Genomic DNA, 18,541 nt, shown 5'->3' with positions numbered 1-18,541 from the left:
GTACTAAACTCAATAATTTATTAACAATGAGAGAATTAATTAAATTCATTGCTGTTGTCATGATAACATTTACAATGACGCAATGTACAAAATCGGAAACGGCTCAGGCTGAAAAACATGCAGAAACTTCACAAGCCGCTTCTGAAAAAGAAAACCATAAGCACGATGATAAAGATGATTTGAAATATGTAAGTCGGGAAGTACAGGTAAAAGGAGATGTAGTCAATCCGCTTACCTTAACCGTAGATTCTTTGAAAAAAATGAATGTAAAAGAACTCAATGACTTCAAAATTGTCTGTCAGAGCGGTTTAACCAAAGACAGTATAGAATCTACAAAAGCTGTTCTTCTTACAGATATTTTAGATAAAGCAAAAATTGCCCAAAAGGATCACAAAGACCGTAATTTTTACATTGTTGCCCGCGCTTCAGATGATTATAAGGCTACATTTTCCTGGGCAGAATTATTCAACAATCCTGCAGGGGAGAAAGTATATGTGGTGTTTGAACAAAACGGAGAACCACTCAAGAAAAAAGGGGAAATGATTGTGGTAAGCCTTTCTGATACCAAAACAGGCCCGCGTCACGTAAAATGGCTGAAAAGCATTGAAGTGACCAGAGTAAAATAATCAAATTGAAAAATTTCAAAACGAAAAAAGATGAACCATTTTATATCCGTTTCCGAAGCCAGAAAAATCATTCAGAATCAAATTTTCACAACAGAGAAAACGGAGCTTTCACTTTTAGAAGCACAGGGGTTTTATGCTGCGGAAGAAATACGGGCAACTTTAGATGTTCCTTTTTTCGATAACTCGGCAATGGATGGATATGGTTTCCGTTTTGAAGACCTGGCAGATTATACAGAATTGAAGGTTACCCAAATCATTCCTGCAGGAATTTCAAAAAATGACTTTGTTTTAGGCAGGGGAGAAGCTGTTCGCATTTTTACAGGCGCTAAAATTCCGGACGGTGTTGATACCGTGGTGATGCAGGAAAAGGTAAAGCAGAATGAACATCTTATTCATTTTACTAATGAAATTCAAAAGGGTGAAAATATTCGCCTGAAAGCTTCACAGACACAGTCAGGAACTGTGATTGTTGAAAAAAACACCTATATCAATCACGCATTGATCGGATTTCTGGCAGGATTTGGAATTGAAAAAGTTACGGTGTATGAGCGTCTGAAAATAGGACTTGTTTTCACTGGAAATGAATTGGTTGAACTGGGAAATCCTTTGGCAGAAGGTGAAATTTACAATTCTAACAGGTATACTCTGCAGGCGGCTTTAACAGAAATCAATCAGCTGTTTTCGTATATAAAGCATGCTGAAGATACAGAAGATGCAACGTTTCATGCGATCAAAGAAGCTTTACATCATAATGATATTGTACTCATAACAGGGGGAATTTCGGTGGGGGATTATGACTATGTGAAACCTGCTCTGGAAAAACTGGACGTTAAAGAATTATTCTACAAAATCCGGCAAAAACCGGGAAAACCACTGTTCTTCGGAAAGCAAAATGGGAAATTTATTTTTGCATTACCCGGAAATCCGGCTTCTGTTTTTTCCTGTTACCATCAATATGTAAAGCCATTCCTGCTTGGATGTTTCGGTCGTCAGAACTTTGAAGAAGAAGTGGATTTTGCTATTTCAGAATCTTATATAAGAAAAAAAAGCAATGAGCAGACTCAGTTTCTGAAGGCATTCTATTCCAAAGGAAATGTTCGTATTCTCAGCGGTCAGGAATCCTATAAAATGAATTCGGCAGCTCAGGCCAATTGTCTGGTAGAGTTTTCTGAAGCGGCCACCGAAATAAATATTGGTGAAAAAGTGAAAATATGGAAAATCTGAAAATCAAAGGCAGGATATGGATAGAAACCGGATCCGGTCTGAAGATTGGTATCGGAAGAGCAAGACTTTTAGAACATATTCATCAGTTGGGAAGTATTGCAGAAGCAGCAAAAGTACTGAAAATACCCTATCGGAAAGCTTGGGGAATTGTGCGTGATATTAATTCTAATGCTTCCTGTGAAATTGTTATAAAAGAAGTAGGAGGAAAATCCGGAGGGCAAAGTCAGCTCACTGATTACGGAAAACTCATCGTTGAAAAATTCAAAACAGCAGAAGAATTTTTTTTGAAATTCTCAAAAGAAACTATTTAAATACTATGAAAGCAGTTGTTTTAGCAGGAGGTGAAAGCTCTAGAATGGGTCAGAACAAAGCCCTGATGAAGCTGGGGCAAAAAACTGTAATAGAGTATGTAATAGATAATCTGTCGCAGGTTTTTGATGAGGTTTATATTTCTGGTAATCATTCAAATTATCCTGATTCTAAAGAAATTATTAAAGATGTTATTGCTCATAAAGGTCCGATGGGCGGAATTCGTTCGGCCTTAGAATACTGTAAAGACGATATTTTTGTCTGCAGCTGTGACATGCCTTTCTTTTCATCAGAATTAATAAAGAATATACTTCAAAGAAAAGAGGAAAACAGAATCAACATAGCGCAGTACAACGGAAAAATCTATCCGGTTGTAGGTATTTATCCTTATCGCTTTCTGGATGCCTTCACAAAATCAATAGAAAAAGAAAATCTAAAAATGATGCATTTTCTTCAGCAGCAAAATGCCAATTATATAAAGTTGAGTGGTGATTTTGAAAATCAGTTTTTGAATATCAATACACCGGAATGTTTTAAGAATGCTGAAATTTTAATCAAACAATTAAGATCATGAAAAAGAACTATGTGATTGCAGGTGCAATTTTGTTGTCACTGAATGTGTTTGCACAGGAGCAGATAAAGACTGATACCTTACAGAAGCTGTATGAAATTCAGGAGGTCAATATCCATGGAAAAGAAAAGAATGAAGGACCCATTACCAGAATTGATGCAAAGCTGATGCAGGATTTCAACAAAATGAATGTGGTAGATGCAGTCAATCTACTACCGGGTGTAGGCATCACGCAGATGGGAGCAAGGAATGAAGGAAGTATTCTGGTACGAGGATTTAATTCCCTCAGAACACCGGTTTTTTATGACGGAATTCCTATTTATACCCCTTATGACGGTAATTTTGATTTGAGTCGTTTCACCACTTTTGATATCAACAGTATTTCCGTGGAAAAAGGATTAGTTTCTGTTCAATATGGTCCCAATACGATGGGTGGTGCTGTGAACATTATATCCAGAAAACCTGTAAAGGCCTTGGATATTGACGGGCAGTCAGGCGTAGGTTTTGCTGATGGAACCGGTATTAACTCTTATTTTACGTCGCTCAACATCGGAACAAGACAAAATAAATATTACCTGATGGGTTCAGCTTCTATATTGAAAATTGATAATTATTTAATTTCCAGAAAGTTTGACCGTACAGAACTACAGCCGTCATTAGAAAGAGAAAATTCCGGATCTGTTGATGCCAGATTAAGCGCTAAATTTGGGTATACACCTAACAAAACAGATGAATACTCATTGAGTATTCTTTCACAAAATGCTGAAAAGAATATCTCACCCAATGCTTATAATAAAGGAAACAGCAATTGGCGCGATTACCCGGTATATGATAAGAAAAGTATATACATTAAAACAAAGACTTTAGTTGCTCCCAAAACGTTCCTGAATTTTACTGGATATTACGATACCTATTACAATAAAATGAAACAGTATGACGATAATACCTATACTTTGCTCAACAAGAATTCCTCTTTTTCGAGCGTGTATGATGACTATTCATTAGGTGCGATCCTCAATCTGACTACCGAAGCGGTTAAAAATAATGTCATTACGCTTTCAGTGAATAACAAATATGATTCACATACAGAATACAACGAAGAAATTTTAGCTGACACCACTTCTGGGCAAAAGTTCAAAGCCGGAGAACCAGAACAAAACTATAAAGACAACACTTTTTATGTCGGTTTAGAAGATGTTGTGACTATCAATTCCTTTTTAAAAGCAGTTGTTGGGGCATCTTTTAATTCAAGAAACAACATCAAAGCTCAGGAATATGGAACTCATTATGAGACAGGAGAAAAGAATGTTTTATATGACTTCCCGAAAGGATCTGATCATGCATTTGATTACAAAGGAGGAATTATTGTACAACCTTTTAAAAATCACACCATTACAGCATCTGCATCCAAAAGATCAAGATTTGCTTCTCAGAAAGAAAGATATTCCAGCCGTTTTGGAAATCAGGTTCCCAATCCGGATTTAAAATCAGAATATACATGGGCTTACGACCTTACTTATTCAGCAAAATTGGGGAATAAGTTCAACTATGAGGTTTCAGGATTTATCAATACAATACGGGATGCCATTTTTGCAAGAACAGTGGGATCCCAGGACAATGGAAATCCCATTATCCAGAATGTAAATATCGGTAAGGCAATATTTCAGGGATATGAACTGGCCCTGAATTATATCCCGGTTAAGAATATCACGTTGGGAGCCAATTACAGTTATATTGATATGAAAGATATGACGGATGGAAGTAACGAGAAATTCACCGATGTTCCTAACCATAAAATGATGGCTTACACAAAATTAGAAGCTCCGTCGCTTCGCTCTGTCCTTAATGTCAATGTAGAATTTTATGGAAAAAGATATATAACCAGTACAGGAGATCAGGCACCTGAATTTACTTTGGTGAATGCCAAACTCTCTGTAAATATTGTAAAAGGGGTAAACTTTGACTTCGGTGTAAGAAACCTGTTAGATAGAAATTACTATCTGTCTTATGGCTACCCGAAAGAAGGAAGATCATTCATAACTGCATTAAACTATCACTTTTAAAAATGAAATAATGACACTTAAAATATTTGGAAAACTTACAGACATCTTCAAGAACAGTCAATATGATTTAGACACGGAAAACATCAATAATGTTTCTGATTTAAAAAACCTGTTGTATGAAAAATTTCCGGCTTTAAAAGAACTTACATTTTTAATTGTCGTGAACGGGGTAAAGGCTGAGGACGAACAATCCATTTCCGGTGATGCAGAAATCGCTTTGCTGCCGCCTTATTCAGGAGGTTGATTATAATAATCTGATAATCAGTAGAAATGAAAATCTTTGAGTAAACAGTTGGCTAACCTTATATTGAAAATAAAAACTTCTTTAAGAATGGATTTAAAAAGATACAACAGACAAATGATACTCCCGGACTTCGGGATCAATGCACAGGAAAAACTCGCTGAATCTTCAGTTTTGGTTGTCGGTGCAGGAGGTTTGGGATGTCCCGTTCTTCAGATTCTGGTTTCTTCCGGAATAGGAGCAATAGGAATCGTTGATTTTGATATGGTAGAGATAGATAATCTTCACAGGCAGTTTCTGTATGATGAACAGGATGTGGGAACACCAAAAGTAATTGCCGCAGTTGAACATTTGAATAAGATGAATGCAGATACTGAGATTGCAGCATTTCAGGAAATGCTCACATATGATAATGTATTTTCCATTATTCATAATTTCGATGTCATTGTAGACTGTACGGATAATTTTACAACCCGGTATTTACTGAATGATGCCTGTGCTCTGTTGAAAAAACCATTGGTCTATGCATCTATTTTCAGACATGAAGGCCAGATTTCTGTTTTCAATATGGAAAAGGACAATAAGGTAACCAATTATCGTGATCTTTTTCCGGTACCACCCAATCAGAATGAAGTTCCTGATTGTAACGAAGCAGGAGTTTTACCAGCGCATTCGGCTGTGATAGGTACTTTTCAGGCCAATGAAGTAATCAAGCTGTTAATTGGCTCGGAAGATGTGCTGATTCATAAACTATTGTCTTTCAATACCAGAAATTACCAATCAATGATTGTTAATTTTAATCCATGCAAAGAAAAATCAGGACCCGAAACAGTTGAACAATTTAAAAATTTCAATTACGAAGAATTCTGTAATATCAGGAAAGAAAATGAAATTCGGTCAACTGAAGATTTACAGGCATTCCTGAATCAGAAAAACAGCATTCTGATTGATGTCCGGGAAGCAGATGAGCTGCCGAGATTAAACTCATTCCAGGCTTTGGAAATTCCGTTAGCTTCCCTCGGACAAAATTTGAAAACATTAGAAAACTACGAAAATCTATGCTTTATCTGTGCCTCAGGAAAGAGAAGCAGAAAAGCATTAGAACTTACCCAAACATATTTTCCGGAAAAAGAAATCAGACATTTTCCAGCCGGAGCAAAATCAATATTATCATGAAAAAAATAAAAAATATATTTATTGAAGGCCCTATCAGTCCATCATTTGTTGCTGAAAGTATCGCCAAGCATACCGTTAAAACCAATATTGGTGGACATAGCATTTTTCTGGGACAGATTCGTGAAGACGTGATTAATGATAAGAAAATTCAATCCATGGAATTTACTGCTTATCAGGAAATGGCATTGGAAAAAGCCCATGATATCCGGGAAGAAATCATCTCAAAATATAAGCTGATATGTGCACATATCTACCATTCATTAGGAAATATCAAGGTTGGAGAGATCTGTTTATTTGTCTTTACTTCTGCTGAGCATAGAAAAGAAGCCATCAATGCCTGTGACGAAATGGTAAATAGAATTAAGAAAGAAATTCCTTTGTGGGGAAAAGAGATTTTAGAAGATCAATCCCATACCTGGAAAGAAAACAGATAAGCATACAATAAGGTTTTAACAACAAAATTAATTACAGAAATATGGTCAATATCACCCACAAATACAGCACACTTAGAAAAGCTATTGCCGAGGCAGTAGTGAGCGTAAGTTCACAGGATACTATCGATGCCATTGTAAATCAAAAAGTTCCGAAAGGAAATGTATTTGAAATGTCAAAGACTGCAGGTTTATTTGCTGCAAAAAAAACAAGCGATGTTATTCCGGACTGCCATCCGCTTCCGATAGAATATACCTCAATTCAGTTTGAAATCAGGAATCTCGATATTCATGTCACCTCAGAAATTCATACCATTTACAAGACCGGGGTAGAAGTGGAGGCCATGCACTCTGCTTCTGTAGTTGCACTCACAATGTATGATATGCTGAAGCCGATTGATAAGAATATTGAAATTAAAAATATTAAACTGCTGGAGAAAAAAGGAGGAAAATCAGATAATAAAGATTCTGGAGAAGGTATTGATGCATCCGTAATTGTTTGTTCAGATAGCATTTTTGCCGGGAAAAAAGAAGATAAAGCTGGAAAAGCGATTATTGCAGCTCTGGAAAAACATCATGTAGATATTAATGATTATGTTATTATTCCTGATGAAATCAAGGAAATTCAAGACAAAATAAAATCAGATGTGGAGCAGGGAATCAGACTTATCATGATCACGGGAGGAACCGGACTGTCAAAACGGGATGTAACACCTGAAGCTGTTCGTCCTCTTCTGGAGCGGGAAATTCCCGGTGTTGCAGAAGCTATAAGAAGCTACGGACAGCTGCGAACCCCTTATTCAATGCTTTCCAGAAGTCTGGCGGGTATGATTGGTGATACCCTTGTCATTGCCCTTCCAGGCTCTACAAAAGGAGCTGAGGAATCAATGGACGCCCTATTTCCGGGAATTCTTCATATCTATAAAATAGTGGCCGGAGCCCAGCATTAAAAACGGAACAAAATCAATACAATAAAATAATCTAAAGAGTTAAAAATGAGTACCAATATCCAATCTGCGTTAGGAGAATATCTGTTTTTAGCCATGGGAGAATGTAACGGACATAAAGTCGTTATGGGAATTGGCTATACCCTTGAATATGCTGATAAAAAGGCAAAACAATTTGAATCATCAAGTGGCGGAACTGTTAAATACATTGATATTTCGGTGATAAAAAACGGTGATAAAGAAAAATGCAAAACATTGGAAAAACTGAAGTAATTCTTCTGTTTATCATGTTTTTTGAGCAGTCGATGATATTGTATTATAAATCTTTCCTTTTATGCGATTCGTACTATGAATAAATTGATCCCATTAAAATTTTTACAGAGTGTTTTTTTAATTTCACTTCTCATTCTTAGCTGTACAAAAAATCCTTCAGAGCATGCACAAAACGGTCAAAGTTCTGTAATTTCTGTGGCAGCGGCAGCCAATCTCAGAGATGTTTTAGAAGAATTCAAGGAAGTTTATGTAAAAGAAAATCCTGATAGAAAAGTTGAAATTAGTTACGCGTCTTCAGGATTGCTGGTTCAGCAAATAATAAACGGAGCACCTTTCGATCTGTTTCTTTCAGCAGATTCTTCATTTCCTGAAAAGATTAAAGATACCCATAAAGCTTTCGGGAATTCTTCAGTCTACACCTATGGAAGGATTGCTCTGTGGAGCTCGAATTTAGACGTTTCGGAAGGTTTGAAGCTTGTATTAAACCCAAAAGTTAAAAAAATAGCCATTGCCAACCCGAAACTGGCTCCTTACGGAAAAAATGCTGTTGAAGCTTTGAAAAAATCCGGTTTATATACGGTGATTGAACATAAAATTGTCTGGGCGGAAAATATTAATCAGGCAGCACAATTTGCTTCTTCAGGTAATGCTGACATTGCCTTTGTAGCACTTTCCAATGTAATAGGTAAAGAAATGACAGGAAAAGGGAAATTTTATGAGCTTTCAGAACAGGAGTCATCTCCAATTCCACAAAGCGGTATTATTCTGAAAGGGAAAAATACAACGGAAGCACAGCTTTTTTTCGATTTTATTAAAAGTGAAAAAGCAATAAAAATCTGGAAAAAATATGGCTATAAACCCGTAATTAAATTCTAATGCTGGATCAGGATTTTGTTTATACCTTACTTCTCACCGGAAAATTGGCACTGGTGACCACTGCTATTCTGTTCATCATTGGAATCCCAGTGGCTTACTGGATTACCTATTCACGATTTAAACTGAAATTTATCGTAGAAGCGCTCATTTGTATGCCTATGGTTTTGCCGCCAACGGTGATGGGGTATTACCTTTTGGTGGCCTTCAGTCCTGATAACGCCTTTGGACAATTTTTAGAGCAGTATTTTGATGTTCGGCTTGCTTTTTCATTTAACGGAATTGTTATTGCTAGTATTATCGCCAATTTACCTTTTATGATTCAACCCCTTCAGAACGGTTTCTCTTCATTGCCCGATGAGTTGAGGCAGGCTTCCTATACGATGGGTAAATCCAAAATAGTTACGCTGATTAAAGTTCTTCTTCCCAACATAAAAACTTCCGTTATTACCGGAATTGCTCTTACGTTTGCACACTGTATCGGAGAATTTGGTATTGTCATTATGGTAGGCGGAAACATTCCTAAAGAAACCAGAATTGCATCCGTTGCAATATATGACCAGGTTCAGGCTCTCAATTTTGAGGCGGCAAACCGATATGCATTTATACTTTTTATTCTTTCATTTCTTACTTTAGTGCTGATTTATAGTATCAACCGTAAAGTTAATATGACAACATTCCGATGATTGAGATCAATATAAAACACCAGATTTTTACCTCCTCGGGAAATCAATTTCTTGAGATTAATGAGCAGTTTGAAGAGGGGAGTATTATCCATGTTTCCGGAGATTCGGGAATTGGAAAAACTACTTTTTTTAAAATTATATCAGGATTAATTGCTCCGGATTCCGGACTCATTACAGTAAATAATACGGTTTTAACGGATACAAAAAGCAAAACCTTTCTGTCACCTCAAAAGCGTGATATTGCATTGATGTTTCAGCATTATGCTTTGTTTCCCAATATGACTGTGAAAAAGAATATTGAATTTGCCCAGAAAAAAAAGGATGAAGAGATCATTAATCACCTTTTAGAAATATTTAATCTGGAAAATCTGAAAAATGCAGTTCCTTCCAGGCTTTCCGGTGGCCAGCAGCAAAGAGTGGCGTTGGCAAGGACATTGGTTCAGAATGCCAGAATTGCGCTCTTAGACGAACCTTTTTCAGCTGTTGATCCTTCAATGAGAAAGGTAATGAAAGAGGAGATCGTGAAAACCTCTATCAATGAGGGAGTAACTTTTTTTGTGATCAGTCATAACGAAAATGAGTTTGAAGATTATACCCATAAAAAACTGGTTATCAGATAATTTTTTAAACCAGTGGATTCAACCGGGATACTCCATCATTTTCATTACACTTCCGAGATCTTTTAAATCTTTAATTTTATAATCGAAAATTATTTTAACTTTTTCTTTCACTATTACAGCCATATCATGAATAGGGCAGGGGTTTTCGCTGCTGCAGATTTTAAGGCCTAAAAGACATGAATTTAGAACTCCTTTTCTTTCAAGGCTTTCGTATATATCCTGAATGGTTAGTTTTTCAAACTGCTCATCATTAAGGTAAAATCCGCCTCCTTTTCCTCTTCCTGAAGAAATCAGTTGTTTCTTGGTAAGCTGCTGAAGAATTTTCGAGGTGAAATGAGTAGGCGTACCAATCTGTTCAGAGATATCAATGATTCCTATTTTTTTTCTCTCGGACGCCAGCACGATACAGGCTTTGATGGCGTATTGACATGTATATGAAAATATCAGCATTCTTTATATATAATTATTAAAGCTAAGAAGAATATCTAAAGTACAAAAATACAAAATCCTGCCTGAAATAAGGTAACTATAAAATAAAGTGAGGTTTAAGGTATTCTACTCATTATAAGTTTTTTCCGATGTGATTCTCTCAGATTTACATTTCATAACCCCTTTTTTCTAACAATTGTGAAATATTATTGTTAAAGATCATGATTATGATTTTTGACAGAAATAAGAAAAATAATTTTAAATAGGATGTTTTTATCTGATTTAAAAAGTAATTTTGAAATTCAAAATATAGATTGATGATAGAAAATTCTTTAGCCTCTGCACACAAAGTACTTTTTCTGAATACCCTGGCATTCATAGTCTGCTTTGCCTGCTGGACAATGAATGGGGTATTGGTGACGTATCTGGTTGATAATGGTATTTTTAACTGGTCGGTAGTAGAAACAGGCTGGCTTCTGGGAATACCCATTCTTACCGGTTCTATCATGAGGCTGCCTTTAGGAATTCTAACGGATAAGTATGGGGGAAAACCTGTATTTTCAACCTTACTGTTACTATGCAGTATTCCTTTATTCTTACTTTATTTTGCGAATTCGTACTGGATTTATTTTTTATTAAGCGCTTTATTCGGAATGATAGGAACCGGATTTGCCGTAGGAATAGCCTTTACCTCTGTATGGTATCCGAAGGAATGGCAGGGAAGAGCACTGGGGATTTTCGGAATGGGAAATGCTGGTGCTGCCTTAACTACATTTTTTGCCCCCGCTTTACTGAATTATCTGTCTGCAACTGATCCGGAAAACGGCTGGAGAATGCTTCCTGTCATCTACGGAATTATACTCATCCTGATCGGACTGATCTTTATATTCTTTGTTAAAAATAAAAAGGCTGAAGTACAGGATAAAACAATGTCTGAGCTTCTGGCTCCGCTTTCCAAGCTTAGAGTATGGAGATTCGGACTCTATTATTTTCTTGTTTTCGGATTGTTTGTAGCATTTTCTCAATGGCTGCTTCCTTATTATGTCAATGTTTATAAAACGTCATTGATTCTTGGAGGACTTTTAAGCTCAGCTTTTAGTTTACCAAGCGGAGTCATAAGAGCTTTTGGAGGGTATTTGTCAGATAAATTCGGAGCAAGGAAAGTAATGAATTGGGTTCTTTATTCTTCTCTTATTCTGAGCGGTTTTCTGATGCTTCCTAAGATGGATATCTTGACACCAGGTAAGGGGATTACTGCAAAGAAAAGAGGAGTAATTACTGAGGTTTCAACCAATAAAATTGTATTAGGAGAAGAAGTTCTGAATATAAAATCCAAACCTGAAATTCCTGAACATACTTCCATACTTCCCGAATCCTTTTCATGGCAGGAAGTTTTAGTGAAGCAAAACCAGCAGGTAAACAAAAAACAACTGCTGGCCCAAGGTAATACACTTATCAAATTTGAAGCTCATATCTGGGTATTTTCGGTTCTCGTTATTCTCCTTGGAATTATGTGGGGGATTGGTAAAGCGGCAGTTTATAAATACATCCCTGAATATTTCCCAAATGAAATAGGCGTTGTTGGCGGAATGGTAGGACTTATAGGAGGACTGGGAGGCTTTATCGGACCTATTCTTTTTGGGTATCTCCTTGATTTTTCGGGATTATGGACCAGCTCGTGGATCTTTGTATTCATCATTTCAGCAATCTCTCTTTTCTGGATGAATCATGTTATCAAACATATGACGTATCGCGAGGCTCCTCATATCAAAGATAAAATTGAGCATTGATCATAATACAAAAATTTCTAATTTAATATCACTACAGATGAATAACTCAGAATGGTTATCCAACTACGATCCTTCAAACGAAGGGTTCTGGAACTCTACAGGAAAAAAAATTGCCTGGAAGACACTCACAATTACTACTACGGCATTACTTTTTTCTTTTGCTACATGGTTTTTATACAGTGTTATTGTCATTAAACTTCCACAGATCGGTTATCAATTTTCAGATGATCAGCTTTTCTGGCTTGTCGCAATGCCTGGCCTTGCAGGTGGTATATTAAGGATTATAAATACCTTTCTCATTCCTATTTATGGCACCAAAAAAGTAATTTCCATAACTACTTTTATTAAAATCATACCTCTGCTCATGCTTGGGTTTGCAGTAATGGATCCAAATACTTCTTTCCAGTATTTCATGATTATTGGTTTTTTAATGGGAATTGGAGGAGGAGATTTTTCATCTTATATGCCTTCAACTTCGTTATTCTTTCCTAAAAAAGAGGCGGGAACAGCATTGGGAATTCAGGCCGGGATTGGAAATTTCGGAGTAAGCCTTGTACAGTTGCTTTCTCCTCTCATTATGAGTTTGACAATATTCTCGTTTCTTGGAGGAGGTGAAACAATTGTCGCTACAGGGAAGAAAATTTATCTTGAGAACATTGCATTTATTTATGTTGTCCCTTTATTTATAACAGGTATCTGGGCTTGGTGTTCTTTAAAAAGTATTCCGGTGATGGCTACTTTCAGAGAACAATTGGATATTTTCAAGGATAAGCATACCCTGTATTGTACCATGACGTACATTATGACTTTTGGAATCTTTGCAGGGCTATCTGCCTCTTTTCCATTAATGATTAAAAACCTGTATGTCCCTTTAGATAAAGATCTGGATCCTTTGCAATATGCATTTTATGGTCCTCTTATTGGTTCTGCCACCAGAATTATTTTTGGTAAGGTAGCTGATAAAATAGGAGGTGCATTTCTTACACAGCTTACAGGATTATGCTTAATCCTTCTTTTCCTGGCTTTGATTTTTGGTGGATATCTAACTCCAACGAGCAAAGATGATTTCAAAGGATTTTTAATAATTATTCTTTGTGTTTTCTTTTTTACAGGAATCGGAAATGCTGCAACCTTCAAGCAATATCCTGTGATTTTCTCAAATTCTCCCAGAAAAGCAGCTGGTGTGATAGGATGGACAGCTGCTGTAGCTGCTTTTGGTCCATTTGTTTTCAACGTACTGATCAGTCAGTCCCGGGCTATTTCCGGTGATGCCCGTTTATTTTTCTGGTTTCTTATCGCAGGTTGTGTGATGGCCACTTTTGTGAATTGGTATTTCTATACAAGAAAAGGCTGTGAAAGACCTTGCTAGACCTATAGATAATTAAAAAAGCGCAATATAAATTGTTTAAAGATGTTTAAAAAAATAATAGCGGCTGGAGTTTTAGTTTTAGCTTTCAGCCATGCGAATGCACAAATGGATAGTTTAAAATTGAATTTTGATTTGAGAACTAGAGGAGAACTGGATAATGGCGTAAAAACCTTAATTCCCAGAGGGAAATCAGCTGAAACTACGGTTCTCTCACGTGCCCGTTTCGGAATCGATTATTATTACAAAAAACTGGAAGTTTATATCAGTGCACAAGATGTAAGAACATGGGGCGAAACAACAACTACCGCCGGGAAAAATCAAAATTTCACCCTGAATGAGGCCTGGGCAAAATATCAGTTTTCAGACAAGTTCGCAATGAAAATTGGTAGACAGATTCTTTCTTATGATAACGAACGTTTAGTGGGGGCGCTTGATTGGGCGATGCAGGGAAGAAGTTTCGATGCTTTGAAAGCGGCTTACAAAATTAATCCGAATTCAAAGATTGAAACTGTTGTAACGTATAATAATGACGATAATGACACCAATGATCTCCCTGAAAAAGAAATCTACAGCATTGCTGAAAGTGGCGAAATCACAAAATCACTTCAAATCATCCATTACCAATACACGGGAAAAGATCAATTTCAATTTTCTGCTATTGCGATGAATAATGTGCTTCAGAATCCTTCCGGTACCCATTATGATATGCTAACGTTGGGAGTAAATGCCAGAAAATATTTCGAAAACATCGGCTTTTTCGGTTCTGCATATTATCAAACCGGAAAAAACACTCAGGCCCAAAGTAAATCTGCATACCAGTTTTCTGTCAATTCGGATTTTATAATTCATCCAAAGTTCAATGTCATTGCCGGAACGGAATGGCTTTCAGGAGGAAATTATGATACTGAAGCCAGCAAGAACAGGTCTTTCAGCCCTTTGTACGGTACCAATCATTTGTATAATGGTTTTATGGATTATTTCTATTTGGGAAACAGTCATTTCAACAGCTTTGGATTGAATGATTACTATTTAAAATCAAATGTTAAAATCACTTCCAATTCTCAGTTGCAAACCAATTTCCATGTATTTACTTCAAACGGGAAATTAGGTTTTAATAATGTAGGAGAAAAATATTCATCTTATTTAGGAAGCGAATTAGATATGGTTTTTACCCATACATTCGGAAAAGTGATTACTGCAAATCTTGGACATTCATTTATGTTCGCAGGCGAAAGCATGAAGTTTGTTAAAAATGTTCCTGATCCTAAAAATTTGCAGACATGGACCTGGATAGGTGTTAAGATTGCTCCCAATTTTAAATTAAAATAAAATATAAAAGTGAGGAGCTGATTACATTACTCTTCACTTTTATTCTTTAAATAAAACCAACAGATTATAATGTAGTATTTTTTTTATACAGCAAAGAATCTCACTTTTATCTTTATAAATTTCTATTTGCCTTCTCTTTTTTTAACTGATTCCAATTATTGATATTCAGAATTAGGATTGGAACCAGAGCGATAGGAATTACACTCATTGCACTAAATCCACGTTTGAATGTTAAGACTATATTGCTCATGAATAATAAGAGGATTGCAATACCCAGCATGATAGTAATAATCTTAATTTTCTTTTCATTACTGATGAGTTCTTCATTTGTGTATTCGCTTATTGACTTGTTTTTCATGATGTTTTGTTGATGGCTTTGCAGGTTATAATTTTGTTGTGGAGATTTATAAATAAGACGATCTCGCTTATAAAGATATAAATTATTTAAATAGTCGGGATAAAATTCATAAGCACATTTTTATAGTCCTTCATGGTATCTTTTTTTTAGAATTTGAAAACTGCACCTCTCAGCATTTATTGGGATAAATCTATCTTTTTTAAATTTGGCCCATTTTTTTGCATTTTAGTTCGTTAATATTCTGATGGATGAGATGAATGGGAAATAAGAATTTGCTGTAAATGAAATTCCGTAAAAGAGTAAAGTTTTTAAGAATTTAATATATATTTAAGTATCTAAAATTTCCATATGCTTAAAGACTTTGAATTTTATCTTTTCTTGGTTTTCTTAATTACCATGCTCATCATGCTGGCCAATAAAATTAAAGTTGCATATCCTGTTCTACTTGTGTTAGCAGGACTTCTGATAAGTTTTATTCCAGGTGTTCCAGCCATTAAAGTAGAACCCGAATTACTATTTATCATTTTTTTACCTCCTTTATTGTATGAAGCGGCTTGGTCAACTTCATGGAAAGAGCTCTGGCGATGGCGGAGGATTATTTTCAGCTTTGCTTTCGTAGTGGTTTTCTTTACTGCGCTTTCAGTTGCCGTTTTCGCCAACTATTTTATTCCCGGGTTTTCTCTGGCCCTTGGCTTTTTGCTGGGAGGTATCGTTTCGCCACCGGATGCCGTGAGTGCCGGAGCAATCTTAAAGTTTGTAAAAGTTCCCAAAAGGCTGGCCTCTATATTGGAGGGTGAAAGTTTGCTGAATGATGCCTCTTCTCTGATTATTTTCAGGTTTGCGATGATTGCTGCTGCAACCGGACAGTTTGTTTGGCATGAAGCGGCCGGAAGTTTTGTATGGATGTGTTTCGGAGGCTTGGGAATCGGACTGACAATTGCATACGTCTTTCTGAAATTGCACAAAATGTTGCCGACTGATTCAAATATAGATATTCTGCTGACCTTTATTGCACCGTTCTCCATGTATCTGATAGCAGAACAGGTTCATGCTTCCGGAGTTCTGGCAGTAGTAACAGGCGGACTATTTCTTTCCTATCGCAGTCATGATTTCTTAAGCAGTGCATCAAGAATACGCACGGTAACCGTTTGGGAAAGTTTTTGTTTTCTTTTAAATGGAATAGTGTTTATGCTTATTGGTTTAGATTTGCCGGAAATTGTTTCAGGTTTAGGCGACACAGATATTTATACAGCTATCGGTTACGGAATTGCAGTCACGGCAGTGCTGATTATCGTCAGAATTTTAGCAGGATACGGAGCGCTGGTGACGACCTTAATTATGAGAAATTTTATCACCGTTGCCGATCCTCAGTCACCTGGGTGGCAGACTCCATTAATTATTGGGTGGACCGGAATGAGAGGGGTGGTTTCTTTGGCAGCGGCACTTTCCATACCCTTGACTTTAGAGGATGGATCTCCGTTCCCACAAAGAAATATGATCCTGTTCATTACATTCATTGTGATTCTGGTAACACTGCTTTTACAAGGGCTTACCCTTCCTTTTTTGCTTAACAAATTTCCTCCGTTAGACCGGGATTTCGTAAGAAGTACGAAAGAGATAGATTACGACATTCAGAACAGTCTGGCAAAAGTAGCGATTGATAAAATCAGTAGCGACTATGCTGATAAAATAGATAGTTTTCCGGCGTTGAAAGATCAGTTACAGAAATATGAAAATCTGTTGAGTAGTTCTGAAATTATTCTAAACTATGATGAATACAGACGTATTTATATTGACATTCTCGACACTCAAAGAAGCTGGCTTATTAACAAAAATCGTGAAGAACTGCTGCTGGATGAAAATATCATTAGAAAACATCTGAGATTATTGGATTTGCAGGAAGAAAGACTGAATATGAAAGGCTGATACCGTTTATCATAATTTCAGTTTGGAATAAAAAGCCCGTTTCACAACTCGTGAAACGGGCTTTTTAATAATTTTTCTCAACTCCTCTGTTTGGGATTGTTTTCAGATAAACTGCCTTATTTGGTTTTGAAACAGATTTTCTTTGCTTATCTTATTCTGTAACCTTTAATTGCTGAATTTTTCCGTCAACAATATCGAAATTAAATTTTAAAATAATCGGACTGCCCGGAAATGATCCTGAAATTTTTGCCGACAGAATATTTTCTTTTTCATCATAATCTATCGGTTCCATAGTGGCTTTATATTCTTTATTGGATTTGTCAATCCATTGTTCAATTTCTGCTTTTCCGTTGTGTGTTTTTCCTTCATCAAAGACTACGGCTGTTTCTGTAAAACATTGCGCATAAGCAGCACTATCAAAATTGTTCTGTGTTTTTACTAACTCGGTGATTACTTTTGGTAAATTCATATTTTTTATTTTTAACGATTATTAAATTGTTGGTACTGTTCCGCCATCGATTACATATTCAGTTCCTGTTAAATAGCTGGCCCTTGGTGAAACAAGAAAGCCAACAAATTCAGCTACTTCGGCAGGTTCAGCAGGTCTTCCGAAAGGGATTCCTCCCAATGCATCCATCACACTTTGTTGTGCTTCTTCTACAGTACTGTTCGAGTTTCTTGCAATTTCACCCAGCCAGGCTTCCGATGCTGTTGTATTGATCCAGCCGGGTGAAACCGTCAGCACCCGAACACCTTTAGGGGTAACTTCGTTTGATAAACTTTTACTGTAGTTTCTCAATCCCGCTTTTGCAGCTGCGTAAGGTAAAGTAGAATCATAAAGAGGTAATTTACCCTGTATTGAAGCGATGTGAATGATAACACCACTTTTTCGATCAATCATCTGGGGTAAAAATCCTCTGTCCAGCCGAACCGGAGTCAAAAGATTAGCTTGCAGTGTTGATTCCCAATCTTCATCACTAAGCGCAGCAAATCCTCCTGCAGGCGTAGATGATCCACCAAGATTGTTTACCAGAATATCCAGCCTTCCATAGTTCGTAAGCACTTCGCTGACCACTTTTTGAGTACCTTCTGCTGTACTCAAATCTGCTGAAATGAAATGCAGACTGCTATTTTCTTGTTCAGGTGCATTTCTTGCGGTAATAATAACCGTTGCACCAGCTTGTAGCAACCTTTCTGCAATTGCTTTTCCGGTGCCTTTTGTACCTCCTGTCACCAATGCGATTTTACCAGATAACTCATTGTTGTAATTAAATTGTTCCATTTTAAAAATTATTTATAG

Annotated in this window: 21 protein-coding genes; 17 read left to right on the top strand and 4 right to left on the bottom strand. The window is 36.6% G+C overall.

Annotated features, from left to right (window positions below; translation table 11 throughout):
• Positions 1–26: 26 nt before the first annotated feature.
• From GFU89_RS04775 to GFU89_RS04715, 13 genes are all read left to right on the top strand, one after another.
• Complete coding sequence (locus GFU89_RS04775; protein ID WP_318846063.1) at positions 27–626, top strand: molybdopterin-dependent oxidoreductase; 600 nt, start codon at positions 27–29, stop codon at positions 624–626.
• Positions 627–656: 30 nt separating this feature from the next.
• On the top strand, positions 657–1,850 hold the full coding sequence (locus GFU89_RS04770; RefSeq protein WP_318846062.1) for a molybdopterin molybdotransferase MoeA: 1,194 nt from the start codon (positions 657–659) through the stop codon (positions 1,848–1,850).
• Entirely contained in the window at positions 1,838–2,161 is a 324-nt protein-coding gene (locus GFU89_RS04765) for a LysR family transcriptional regulator (RefSeq protein WP_318846061.1), read from the top strand. Before GFU89_RS04770 ends, GFU89_RS04765 begins: the two co-directional genes overlap by 13 nt.
• Positions 2,162–2,166: 5 nt before the next feature.
• Complete coding sequence (locus GFU89_RS04760; RefSeq protein WP_318846060.1) at positions 2,167–2,733, top strand: molybdenum cofactor guanylyltransferase; 567 nt, start codon at positions 2,167–2,169, stop codon at positions 2,731–2,733.
• A complete protein-coding gene (locus tag GFU89_RS04755; RefSeq protein WP_318846059.1) occupies positions 2,730–4,793 on the top strand; it encodes a TonB-dependent receptor plug domain-containing protein in 2,064 nt (687 codons plus the stop codon). Before GFU89_RS04760 ends, GFU89_RS04755 begins: the two co-directional genes overlap by 4 nt.
• Positions 4,794–4,803: 10 nt before the next feature.
• Entirely contained in the window at positions 4,804–5,037 is a 234-nt protein-coding gene (locus tag GFU89_RS04750) for a MoaD/ThiS family protein (RefSeq protein ID WP_318846058.1), read from the top strand.
• Positions 5,038–5,124: 87 nt separating this feature from the next.
• A complete protein-coding gene (locus GFU89_RS04745) occupies positions 5,125–6,210 on the top strand; it encodes a HesA/MoeB/ThiF family protein (RefSeq protein WP_318846057.1) in 1,086 nt (361 codons plus the stop codon).
• Entirely contained in the window at positions 6,207–6,644 is a 438-nt protein-coding gene (locus tag GFU89_RS04740; RefSeq protein ID WP_318846056.1) for a molybdenum cofactor biosynthesis protein MoaE, read from the top strand. The genes GFU89_RS04745 and GFU89_RS04740 overlap by 4 nt, the downstream gene beginning before the upstream one ends.
• A 41-nt stretch (positions 6,645–6,685) precedes the next feature.
• Positions 6,686–7,591 carry a bifunctional molybdenum cofactor biosynthesis protein MoaC/MoaB gene (gene moaCB, locus GFU89_RS04735; protein WP_318846055.1) on the top strand — a complete coding sequence of 302 codons (906 nt, stop codon included), beginning with the start codon at positions 6,686–6,688 and terminating at the stop codon, positions 7,589–7,591.
• Positions 7,592–7,636: 45 nt separating this feature from the next.
• On the top strand, positions 7,637–7,861 hold the full coding sequence (locus GFU89_RS04730) for a hypothetical protein (RefSeq protein WP_318846054.1): 225 nt from the start codon (positions 7,637–7,639) through the stop codon (positions 7,859–7,861).
• Positions 7,862–7,936: 75 nt separating this feature from the next.
• The gene (gene modA, locus GFU89_RS04725) at positions 7,937–8,737 is read left to right on the top strand and encodes a molybdate ABC transporter substrate-binding protein (protein WP_318846053.1); all 801 of its coding nucleotides are present in this window, start codon (positions 7,937–7,939) and stop codon (positions 8,735–8,737) included.
• Positions 8,737–9,420 carry a molybdate ABC transporter permease subunit gene (modB, locus tag GFU89_RS04720; RefSeq protein ID WP_318846052.1) on the top strand — a complete coding sequence of 228 codons (684 nt, stop codon included), beginning with the start codon at positions 8,737–8,739 and terminating at the stop codon, positions 9,418–9,420. Before modA ends, modB begins: the two co-directional genes overlap by 1 nt.
• Positions 9,417–10,040, top strand: a complete 624-nt coding sequence (locus tag GFU89_RS04715; protein ID WP_318846051.1) for an ATP-binding cassette domain-containing protein — start codon at positions 9,417–9,419, stop codon at positions 10,038–10,040. Before modB ends, GFU89_RS04715 begins: the two co-directional genes overlap by 4 nt.
• Positions 10,041–10,058: 18 nt before the next feature.
• Here the strand turns inward: GFU89_RS04715 and GFU89_RS04710 are convergent, their stop codons facing one another.
• Positions 10,059–10,490: an RrF2 family transcriptional regulator gene (locus tag GFU89_RS04710; RefSeq protein WP_318846050.1), complete on the bottom strand. Its 432-nt coding sequence runs from the start codon at positions 10,488–10,490 to the stop codon at positions 10,059–10,061.
• A 296-nt stretch (positions 10,491–10,786) separates the two neighbouring features.
• Between GFU89_RS04710 and GFU89_RS04705 the strand changes: the two genes are divergently transcribed.
• The 3 genes from GFU89_RS04705 to GFU89_RS04695 are packed head-to-tail and all read left to right on the top strand — an operon-like array spanning position 10,787 to position 14,957.
• A complete protein-coding gene (locus tag GFU89_RS04705; protein ID WP_318846049.1) occupies positions 10,787–12,259 on the top strand; it encodes an MFS transporter in 1,473 nt (490 codons plus the stop codon).
• Between the two features lie 37 nt (positions 12,260–12,296).
• On the top strand, positions 12,297–13,628 hold the full coding sequence (locus GFU89_RS04700) for an MFS transporter (protein ID WP_318846048.1): 1,332 nt from the start codon (positions 12,297–12,299) through the stop codon (positions 13,626–13,628).
• A gap of 42 nt (positions 13,629–13,670) precedes the next feature.
• Positions 13,671–14,957: an alginate export family protein gene (locus GFU89_RS04695; RefSeq protein WP_318846047.1), complete on the top strand. Its 1,287-nt coding sequence runs from the start codon at positions 13,671–13,673 to the stop codon at positions 14,955–14,957.
• Between the two features lie 112 nt (positions 14,958–15,069).
• Here GFU89_RS04695 and GFU89_RS04690 read toward each other — a convergent pair whose 3' ends face one another.
• Positions 15,070–15,315, bottom strand: coding sequence for a redox-active disulfide protein 2 (locus GFU89_RS04690; RefSeq protein WP_318846046.1), 246 nt, complete (start codon positions 15,313–15,315; stop codon positions 15,070–15,072).
• A gap of 348 nt (positions 15,316–15,663) precedes the next feature.
• Between GFU89_RS04690 and GFU89_RS04685 the strand changes: the two genes are divergently transcribed.
• Positions 15,664–17,241, top strand: a complete 1,578-nt coding sequence (locus tag GFU89_RS04685; protein ID WP_318846045.1) for a Na+/H+ antiporter — start codon at positions 15,664–15,666, stop codon at positions 17,239–17,241.
• A 151-nt stretch (positions 17,242–17,392) separates the two neighbouring features.
• On the opposite strand, the gene GFU89_RS04680 is transcribed toward GFU89_RS04685, so the two are convergent.
• Both GFU89_RS04680 and GFU89_RS04675 read right to left on the bottom strand, forming a co-directional pair.
• Positions 17,393–17,710: a nuclear transport factor 2 family protein gene (locus tag GFU89_RS04680; protein ID WP_318846044.1), complete on the bottom strand. Its 318-nt coding sequence runs from the start codon at positions 17,708–17,710 to the stop codon at positions 17,393–17,395.
• Positions 17,711–17,731: 21 nt separating this feature from the next.
• Positions 17,732–18,523 carry an SDR family oxidoreductase gene (locus GFU89_RS04675; RefSeq protein ID WP_318846043.1) on the bottom strand — a complete coding sequence of 264 codons (792 nt, stop codon included), beginning with the start codon at positions 18,521–18,523 and terminating at the stop codon, positions 17,732–17,734.
• Between the last annotated feature and the right edge of the window lie 18 nt (positions 18,524–18,541).

The organism is Chryseobacterium sp. JV558 (genome assembly GCF_033712365.1).
Classification (GTDB): Bacteria; Bacteroidota; Bacteroidia; order Flavobacteriales; family Weeksellaceae; genus Chryseobacterium.
This window is presented reverse-complemented; position numbering and strand designations above follow the sequence as displayed.

Bases quoted from the DNA above. Each gene is read 5' to 3' on its own strand.
- GFU89_RS04775 (WP_318846063.1), top strand. From the start codon at position 27: ATGAGAGAATTAATTAAATTCATTGCTGTTGTCATGATAACATTTACA.
- GFU89_RS04770 (WP_318846062.1), top strand. From the start codon at position 657: ATGAACCATTTTATATCCGTTTCCGAAGCCAGAAAAATCATTCAGAAT.
- GFU89_RS04765 (WP_318846061.1), top strand. From the start codon at position 1,838: ATGGAAAATCTGAAAATCAAAGGCAGGATATGGATAGAAACCGGATCC.
- GFU89_RS04760 (WP_318846060.1), top strand. From the start codon at position 2,167: ATGAAAGCAGTTGTTTTAGCAGGAGGTGAAAGCTCTAGAATGGGTCAG.
- GFU89_RS04755 (WP_318846059.1), top strand. From the start codon at position 2,730: ATGAAAAAGAACTATGTGATTGCAGGTGCAATTTTGTTGTCACTGAAT.
- GFU89_RS04750 (WP_318846058.1), top strand. From the start codon at position 4,804: ATGACACTTAAAATATTTGGAAAACTTACAGACATCTTCAAGAACAGT.
- GFU89_RS04745 (WP_318846057.1), top strand. From the start codon at position 5,125: ATGGATTTAAAAAGATACAACAGACAAATGATACTCCCGGACTTCGGG.
- GFU89_RS04740 (WP_318846056.1), top strand. From the start codon at position 6,207: ATGAAAAAAATAAAAAATATATTTATTGAAGGCCCTATCAGTCCATCA.
- moaCB (WP_318846055.1), top strand. From the start codon at position 6,686: ATGGTCAATATCACCCACAAATACAGCACACTTAGAAAAGCTATTGCC.
- GFU89_RS04730 (WP_318846054.1), top strand. From the start codon at position 7,637: ATGAGTACCAATATCCAATCTGCGTTAGGAGAATATCTGTTTTTAGCC.
- modA (WP_318846053.1), top strand. From the start codon at position 7,937: ATGAATAAATTGATCCCATTAAAATTTTTACAGAGTGTTTTTTTAATT.
- modB (WP_318846052.1), top strand. From the start codon at position 8,737: ATGCTGGATCAGGATTTTGTTTATACCTTACTTCTCACCGGAAAATTG.
- GFU89_RS04715 (WP_318846051.1), top strand. From the start codon at position 9,417: ATGATTGAGATCAATATAAAACACCAGATTTTTACCTCCTCGGGAAAT.
- GFU89_RS04710 (WP_318846050.1), bottom strand. From the start codon at position 10,490: ATGCTGATATTTTCATATACATGTCAATACGCCATCAAAGCCTGTATC.
- GFU89_RS04705 (WP_318846049.1), top strand. From the start codon at position 10,787: ATGATAGAAAATTCTTTAGCCTCTGCACACAAAGTACTTTTTCTGAAT.
- GFU89_RS04700 (WP_318846048.1), top strand. From the start codon at position 12,297: ATGAATAACTCAGAATGGTTATCCAACTACGATCCTTCAAACGAAGGG.
- GFU89_RS04695 (WP_318846047.1), top strand. From the start codon at position 13,671: ATGTTTAAAAAAATAATAGCGGCTGGAGTTTTAGTTTTAGCTTTCAGC.
- GFU89_RS04690 (WP_318846046.1), bottom strand. From the start codon at position 15,315: ATGAAAAACAAGTCAATAAGCGAATACACAAATGAAGAACTCATCAGT.
- GFU89_RS04685 (WP_318846045.1), top strand. From the start codon at position 15,664: ATGCTTAAAGACTTTGAATTTTATCTTTTCTTGGTTTTCTTAATTACC.
- GFU89_RS04680 (WP_318846044.1), bottom strand. From the start codon at position 17,710: ATGAATTTACCAAAAGTAATCACCGAGTTAGTAAAAACACAGAACAAT.
- GFU89_RS04675 (WP_318846043.1), bottom strand. From the start codon at position 18,523: ATGGAACAATTTAATTACAACAATGAGTTATCTGGTAAAATCGCATTG.